8 protein-coding genes are annotated in these 6,885 nt (G+C 72.2%); 5 read left to right on the top strand and 3 right to left on the bottom strand.

Features of this window, described 5'->3' with window-relative positions; genetic code table 11:
* Positions 1 to 243 (bottom strand): ABATE domain-containing protein (locus NQ160_RS15750; protein ID WP_257516119.1); only part of this gene is annotated, 243 nt, incomplete at its 3' end.
* Between the two features lie 67 nt (positions 244 to 310).
* Here NQ160_RS15750 and NQ160_RS15745 point away from each other — a divergent pair.
* Positions 311 to 1,288: an EamA family transporter gene (locus NQ160_RS15745; protein ID WP_257516118.1), complete on the top strand. Its 978-nt coding sequence runs from the start codon at positions 311 to 313 to the stop codon at positions 1,286 to 1,288.
* Between the two features lie 7 nt (positions 1,289 to 1,295).
* On the opposite strand, the gene NQ160_RS15740 is transcribed toward NQ160_RS15745, so the two are convergent.
* A complete protein-coding gene (locus NQ160_RS15740; protein WP_257516117.1) occupies positions 1,296 to 1,769 on the bottom strand; it encodes an Lrp/AsnC family transcriptional regulator in 474 nt (157 codons plus the stop codon).
* Positions 1,770 to 1,936: 167 nt separating this feature from the next.
* On the opposite strand from NQ160_RS15740, the gene pdhA reads away from it, so the two are divergent.
* Genes pdhA through NQ160_RS15725 form a run of 3 tightly spaced genes read left to right on the top strand, consistent with a single transcriptional unit; the run spans position 1,937 to position 5,384 of the window.
* On the top strand, positions 1,937 to 3,073 hold the full coding sequence (gene pdhA / locus NQ160_RS15735; protein ID WP_257516116.1) for a pyruvate dehydrogenase (acetyl-transferring) E1 component subunit alpha: 1,137 nt from the start codon (positions 1,937 to 1,939) through the stop codon (positions 3,071 to 3,073).
* Positions 3,070 to 4,080, top strand: a complete 1,011-nt coding sequence (locus tag NQ160_RS15730; protein ID WP_257516115.1) for an alpha-ketoacid dehydrogenase subunit beta — start codon at positions 3,070 to 3,072, stop codon at positions 4,078 to 4,080. Before pdhA ends, NQ160_RS15730 begins: the two co-directional genes overlap by 4 nt.
* The gene (locus tag NQ160_RS15725; RefSeq protein WP_257516114.1) at positions 4,077 to 5,384 is read left to right on the top strand and encodes a dihydrolipoamide acetyltransferase family protein; all 1,308 of its coding nucleotides are present in this window, start codon (positions 4,077 to 4,079) and stop codon (positions 5,382 to 5,384) included. The genes NQ160_RS15730 and NQ160_RS15725 overlap by 4 nt, the downstream gene beginning before the upstream one ends.
* A 29-nt stretch (positions 5,385 to 5,413) precedes the next feature.
* Here NQ160_RS15725 and NQ160_RS15720 read toward each other — a convergent pair whose 3' ends face one another.
* Positions 5,414 to 6,010, bottom strand: coding sequence for a TetR/AcrR family transcriptional regulator (locus NQ160_RS15720; protein ID WP_257516113.1), 597 nt, complete (start codon positions 6,008 to 6,010; stop codon positions 5,414 to 5,416).
* Positions 6,011 to 6,115: 105 nt separating this feature from the next.
* Here NQ160_RS15720 and NQ160_RS15715 point away from each other — a divergent pair.
* The coding region (locus NQ160_RS15715; RefSeq protein ID WP_306853484.1) for a carboxyl transferase domain-containing protein at positions 6,116 to 6,885 on the top strand (770 nt) is incomplete at its 3' end.

Raw genomic sequence — 6,885 nt, 5'->3', positions numbered from 1 at the left:
CGGCACGGCGCCGGAACGGTCGGTCAGCCAGAGTTCGTGCAGGCGGGGGCGGAGGGTGCGCACGGCCTCGAGTTCGCGCTGGTCGCCCGTGAAGGATCCGGTGTAGCGGTGCACCTCCAGGAACCGCCGCAGATCCGCTCTGTCCACCAAGCGGTCCACGCCGTCGGTGGCCGTCGCGGGCAGCGTGTTGACGAGGTCGACGGCCCCCGCGAGAGCTTGCGTCGTGTCACGAGCGAAGAGCACATTGACCCCTGACGTCGGTGAGCGTACTGTCACCAGTGAATCACATCACACCCCTGACAGGCGGAGCATGAGCACACGTACCGTACGGCCGTCCTCCGCCGTCGCCAGACCTCCGCGCGTGGCGACCTCGGGACTCGTCATCGCGGTGGCCTCGGCCCTGGCGTTCTCCTTCTCCGGCCCGTTCCTGAAGCCGCTGCTGGAAGCGGGGTGGTCGCTCGGGGCTGTGTTGCTGGTGCGGATGGGGCTCGCCGGCCTCGTCCTCTCGCCGGCGCTCGTGCAGGCGGTGCGCCGCGAGCGCGGGTTCCTGCGCAGACACGGCGGCATCATCGTCGCCTTCGGACTGACCGCCGTGGCCGGCTGCCAGCTGTTCTACTTCGCGGCGATGCAGCGGATGCCGGTGGCCGTGGCCCTGCTCATCCAGTACTTCGCGCCGGTGCTGCTCGTGCTCTGGGTGTGGGCGCGCACGCGCCGCGCACCGTCGAGGCTCGTCCTCGGGGGCTCGCTCGTGGCGATGGCCGGCCTCGTGCTGGTCGTGGACCTCACCGGTGCGCGCTTCGACCTGCTCGGCACGCTGTTCGCGCTGGGTGCGGCCACGTGCACCGCCGTCTACTTCGCGATCGCCGAGCGCAGCGGCGATCGACTGCCGCCGCTGGCGCTGGCATCCGGCGGGCTGCTGATCGGAACGGGGCTGATCGGCGTGCTGCTCCTGACCGGCATCCTGCCGTTCGCCGCTCCTGAGGTGAGCGTGGTGCTGGCCGGCGTCGAGGTGCCGTGGTGGATGCCGCTGGCGTGGGTGGGCGCGATCGGCACGAGTCTCGGCTACGCGCTCGGCGTGGTGGCGGTGCCGCGCATCGGCGCACGCGTGGCATCCTTCGTCGGACTGTCGGAGGTGCTGTTCACGCTGATGATGGCGTGGATCTTCCTGGGCGAGGCGCCGGCGCCCGTGCAGTTCGCCGGTGGGGCGCTCATCCTCGTCGGCGTCGTCCTGGTGCGGATGGATGCCACGCCCCGCCTGACGGTGGCTGCAGCGCCGGGCGGGCGCTGACGCGGCGTCAGGCCCCGCTGCGGGCCAACCCCATCAGCGGCCGGACGCGGTAGCCGATCACCTCTTCCATCACCAGCGACGTCTCCGAGCGCTCGACGCCCTCGATCGCGAGGATGCGCGCGTCGATGTCGAACAGGTGCTGAGTGTCACGGGCGGCCACCCGCACGATCAGGTCGACCGCGCCGCTGACGCCGTGCGCCTGGATGACCTCGGGGATCTCGGCGATCTCGGTGGTGATCCGCGGCAGGTCGGCCTGCCGGACCACGACGCTGAGCATCGCCTCGAGGGGGTAGCCGAGGGCGGCGGGCGCCATCGCGCGCTCGTACGACAGGAAGACGCCGGCGCGGTCGAGCTTTCCCATGCGGGCCTGCACCGTGTTGCGCGAGAGTCCCAGTCGCTCGGACAGTGCCACGACCGTTTCGCGCGGGTCGTCCGCCAGGGCATCGAGCAGGGCCAGGTCGACGTGGTCCAGGGTGGTCATAGTGCGAAACGCTAGCACGTGACCCGCGGGTCGACGTGCGCAAGATGCTCAGGATTACGGCGCGTGCTTGAGCTAGGTGCTGTGTCGACGTACGCTCGCGGCAGTCGGCGACGAGGCCGACGCGGACCGACGGAGCCCCCACAAGGGGCGCCGGGACGGAGGCGACGATGACGTATCTCCCGAGCACGACGACGGACCCCGACACCGACATGGGGCCGGTGGCGCAGGTGATCACCCCCGACGGAGAGAGGATCGTCGATCCGACTCTGGAGCCGTGGGTGGACGGCATCTCAGACGAGCTGCTCGTCGATCTCTATCGCGACATGGTGCGCACCCGGCGGCTGGACGGAGAGGGCGTCGCCCTGCAGCGGCAGGGTCAACTGGGCCTCTGGGCGCCGTGCGAGGGGCAGGAGGCGGTGCAGGTGGGCACGGCACGTGCCCTGCGGGCGGCCGACTTCGTCTTTCCGAGCTACCGCGAGTCGGGCGTGCAGCTGGTGCGCGGCGCGACGCCCACCGAGCTGATACAGGTCTGGCGCGGCGAGGAGCAGTCGATGGGCGATCCGTTCGCCCGCCGCACCGCCGGCCCGCAGATCATCATCGGCGCGCAGACGCTGCACGCCGTCGGCTACGCGATGGGCATCCAGCGCGCGGAGGCCCTCGGAGAGGCCCCCAGCGATGACGTGGCCGTCACCTACTTCGGCGACGGCGCCTCCAGTCAGGGCGACGTGCACGAGGCCATGGTGTTCGCCGCATCCTTCGGCGCCCCGGTGGTCTTCGTCTGCTCCAACAACCAGTGGGCGATCTCGGAGCCCGTCCGCGTGCAGTCCCGTGCGCCGCTGGCCGCGCGGGCGCCCGCCTTCGGCATCCCCAGTCTGCGCGTGGACGGCAACGACGTGCTCGCCTGCTACGGCGCGATGCTCTGGGCGCTGGAGCGCGCGCGCAGCGGGGCGGGGCCGGCATACATCGAGGCGGTCACCTACCGCATGGGTCCCCACACCACTGCGGACGACCCCACGCGCTACCGCGACGCGGCCGAGCTCGCGCGGTGGCGCGGGCGCGACCCGATCGCCCGGGTGTACGCGCTGCTGCGCGCGAGCGGGGCGCTGAACGATCAGCGTGAGGCAGACATCGCGGCCGACGCCGACACGCTGGCCGCCGAGGTGCGCGCGGCGTGCCTGTCGTACCGCACGCGCGACCCGCTGACGGTCTTCGACGAGGTCTACGCCGAGCCGCACGCCGGGCTGGAGGCGCAGCGCGAGGCCCATTCCGCCTACCTCGACGGCTTCGAGGAGGGGGTGTCATGACCGCGCTCACGATGGCCAAGGCGCTCAACGCCGCGCTGGGACGCGCGCTGGCGGACGACCCGTCGGTGCTCATCATGGGGGAGGACGTCGGCACCCTGGGTGGCGTCTTCCGCATCACCGACGGCCTGCTCGCGACGCACGGGGCGAGCCGGGTGATCGACACCCCGCTGGCCGAATCCGGCATCGTGGGAACCGCCGTGGGGCTGGCGTACCGCGGGTTCCGACCAGTCGTCGAGATCCAGTTCGACGGCTTCGTCTACCCCGCGTTCGACCAGATCGTGTGCCAGGTGGCGAAGCTGCACTACCGCACGCGGGGCGCGGTGCGGATGCCGCTGACGGTGCGCATCCCCTGGGCGGGCGGCGTCGGAGCGGCCGAGCACCACTCCGAGTCGCCGGAGGCGTACTTCGTGCACACGTCGGGCCTGCGGGTCGTCGCGGTGTCGAACCCGTCGGACGCCTACTTCATGCTGCGCCAGGCGATCGCGTGCGACGACCCGGTGGTGTTCTTCGAGCCCAAGCGCCTGTACCACGTCAAGGGCGAGGTCGACCTCGATGCCGCGCTCGCCGATGCCCCGCCGATGGGGCTCGCGCGCGTCGTGCGCGCCGGCAGCGATGCGACCGTCGTGACCTACGGCGCCCAGGTCGCCACGGCCCTGGAAGCGGCCGAGGCAGCCGCCGACGACGGGGTGTCGCTGGAAGTCATCGACCTGCGGTCGCTGTCGCCGGTGGACTACGACACGGTCGCGGCATCCGTCCGTCGCACCGGTCGGGTCGTGATCACCCACGAGGCCCCCGGAGAGGCGGGCGTCGGGGCGGAGGTCGCCGCGGGCATCACCGAGCGCTGCTTCCACCACCTCGAGGCGCCGCCGCTGCGGGTCACCGGCCACGACATCCCGTATCCGCCGGCGAAGCTGGAGCGGCACCACCTGCCCGACCTCGACCGCATCCTCGACGCGGTGGACCGCGTGCTCGACCGACCCCACAGCCTCTCGGAGGCGGCGCAGTGATCTCGGGGTTCCGGCTTCCGGATCTCGGTGAGGGTCTTCCCGAGGCGGAGCTCGTGCAGTGGCTCGTCGCGGAGGGCGACGAGGTGGCGCTCAACCAGGCGCTGGCGGAGGTCGAGACGGCCAAGGCGGTCGTCGAGCTGCCGTCGCCGCACGCCGGTCGCGTGACCACCCTGCATGCTGCGGCCGGCGACGTGATCGCCGTGGGAAGCGTCATCGTCTCGTTCGAGCTCGACGCGCCCGCGGGCACGCCGGCCGACGACGCGCCGCAGCCGCACTTGGTCGGCTACGGCGCCGCCCCGGCATCCGCGGGTCGCCCCCAGCGCCGCAGACGTGCCGGCGGCGGACGCGCGACCCTCGAGACGGAGGCCGTCGCCGACGCCCCGCACGACGAGGTTCGGGCGCTCGAGCCGGAGCCACCGCTCGGCGAGCGCCCCCGGTCGACCCCGCCGGTGCGCAAGCTCGCCAAGGACCTCGGGGTGGACCTTCTGCTGGTGACACCCACGGGGAGCGAGGGCCTCATCACCCGCGCCGACGTGGAGCAGTACGCCGAGCGCCTCGCCGCGGCACCCGCGCCCGCGGCGCAGCCCGCGCCTGCCGTCGCGCCCGAGGACGACATCACCCGCATCCCCGTGCGGGGCGTCCGCCGGTTCACCGCCCAGGCGATGGTGCGAAGCGCCTTCACAGCGCCGCACGCGACGGTGTTCCTGAGCGTGGACGTCACCGAGACGATGCGGCTGCTCGCCGAGCTGCGGGACGACCGGCGCTTGGCGGGGCACCGCATCGGCATTCTCGCTGTGGCGGCCAAGGCCGCGTGCCTGGCGCTCGCGCACCACCCCATGCTCAACGCGCGGTGGGACGACGACGAGATCGTGCAGTTCCGACGCGTGCATCTGGGCATCGCCGCGGCCACCGAGCGAGGGCTGGTCGTGCCGAATGTGAAGGATGCCGACGCTCTCACGCTCGTCGACCTCGCCGACGCCATCGCGAGGCTCGCCGAGACGGCGCGCGCCGGTCGCACCGAGCCGTCGGCGCTGTCGGGCGGGACGTTCTCGATCACGAACGTGGGGGTGTTCGGCGTAGACGCCGGCACACCGATCCTGAACCCGGGGGAGGCGGGGATCCTCGCGCTGGGGAGCGTCCGTCGGATGCCGTGGGAGCACGAGGGTCAGGTCGCGCTTCGGGACGTGCTGACCCTCAGCCTGTCGTTCGACCACCGGCTCGTCGACGGTGAGCAGGGAGCGCGGTTCCTCGCCGACGTCGGCGCGGTGCTGCGGCAGCCGGGACGGGCGATGCTGCTGCGGTGACGGCCGGCAGACCGGCCGATGCTCGGTCGTCAGGCCATGAGGCTCGCCCGCGCCATCGTCGTCAGGATGCTGCGGAGCTGAGCATCGCCGACGCCATTGCGCGCCGCGTGCAGGCTGTACGGGGTGGAGTTGATGAGGCCGAAGCACGCGTGCGCGCGCACGCGCAGCGCCGCCGCCGGGACGGCGTGACGCAGCCCGTCGAGCACGACGACCCACAGCTCCACGTACTCGCGCTGCAGCCGGCGCACCGTGCGGCGGTCGGCATCGGAGAGGCTGGCGAGCTCCCGGTCCTGCACGCGGATGACGTCGGCCGAGGTGAGGGCGAAGTCGACGTGGAACGCGATGAGCGCATCGAGCGTGTCATCAGACGGGCGCCCGGCGGCCACGACCGCCCCGCCGCCGTCGAGCAGCGTGCGGCTCACGCCCACGAGGATCGCCCCGAGCAGGGCCTGCTTGTTGGGGAAGTGGCGGTACACCGCGGGGCCGGTGATGCCCACGGCGGTGCCGAGGTCTTCCAGGCTCACCCCCGCGAACCCCCGCTCGGCGAACAGGCGCGCGGCTTCTCGCAGCAGCGCCGCCTGGCGGTCGGCTTTGGCTCGTTCTCGGTCTGTCAGTCCCGTTGTCATCTCAGTTAATCCTCGCTAACCTGAAACCCCGGTTAGTGACAACTAACCACGCGCGTCGCCCGCAGACAATCCGTGTGACGCGATCGTGACGTCGACGGAGACAGCATGAGCGCAGCCGCCCCGGTTCCGACCGTCGAGCACACGCAGCGCGACCTCGCCGCGGCGCTGCGCGCGCGCCTGGCGAAGGTGGCCGAAGGCGGCGGAGAAGCGGCCCGCGAGCGCCACCTCGCGCGCGGCAAGATGCTCCCGCGAGAGCGCATCGACCGTCTGCTCGACGAGGGCAGTGCGTTCCTCGAGCTCGCCCCGCTGGCCGCGGAGGGGCTTTACGACGGGCAGGCGCCCGCCGCCGGCGTCATCGCGGGCATCGGGCTCGTGCACGGGCGCCACGTGATGGTGGTGTGCAACGACGCCACGGTCAAGGGCGGCACCTACTTCCCCCTCACCGTCAAGAAGCACCTGCGCGCCCAGGAGGTGGCCCTCGAGAACCGGCTGCCCTGCATCTACCTCGTCGACTCCGGGGGAGCGTTCCTTCCCCTGCAGGACGAGGTCTTCCCCGACCGCGACCACTTCGGACGGATCTTCTTCAACCAGGCCCGGCTCTCGGCCGCGGGCATTCCGCAGCTGGCCGCGGTGATGGGCTCCTGCACGGCAGGCGGCGCCTATGTGCCGGCGATGAGCGACGAGACGGTGATCGTGCGAGGGCAGGGCACGATCTTCCTCGGCGGTCCGCCGCTGGTCAAAGCCGCGATCGGCGAGGTCGTCACCGCCGAGGAGCTCGGCGGCGGCGAGCTGCACGCCCGGCGCTCCGGGGTCGTCGACCACCTCGCCGACGACGACGAGCACGCACTCGAGATCATGCGCGACATCGTGCTGAC

It is taken from the genome of Microbacterium sp. zg.Y909, assembly GCF_024626565.1.
Note: the sequence above shows the minus strand (reverse complement) of the source record. Positions and strands in the feature narration are given on the sequence as shown.

Coding starts and splice junctions, on each gene's coding strand:
- NQ160_RS15745 (WP_257516118.1), top strand. CDS start 311: ATGAGCACACGTACCGTACGGCCGTCCTCCGCCGTCGCCAGACCTCCG.
- NQ160_RS15740 (WP_257516117.1), bottom strand. CDS start 1,769: ATGACCACCCTGGACCACGTCGACCTGGCCCTGCTCGATGCCCTGGCG.
- pdhA (WP_257516116.1), top strand. CDS start 1,937: ATGACGTATCTCCCGAGCACGACGACGGACCCCGACACCGACATGGGG.
- NQ160_RS15730 (WP_257516115.1), top strand. CDS start 3,070: ATGACCGCGCTCACGATGGCCAAGGCGCTCAACGCCGCGCTGGGACGC.
- NQ160_RS15720 (WP_257516113.1), bottom strand. CDS start 6,010: ATGACAACGGGACTGACAGACCGAGAACGAGCCAAAGCCGACCGCCAG.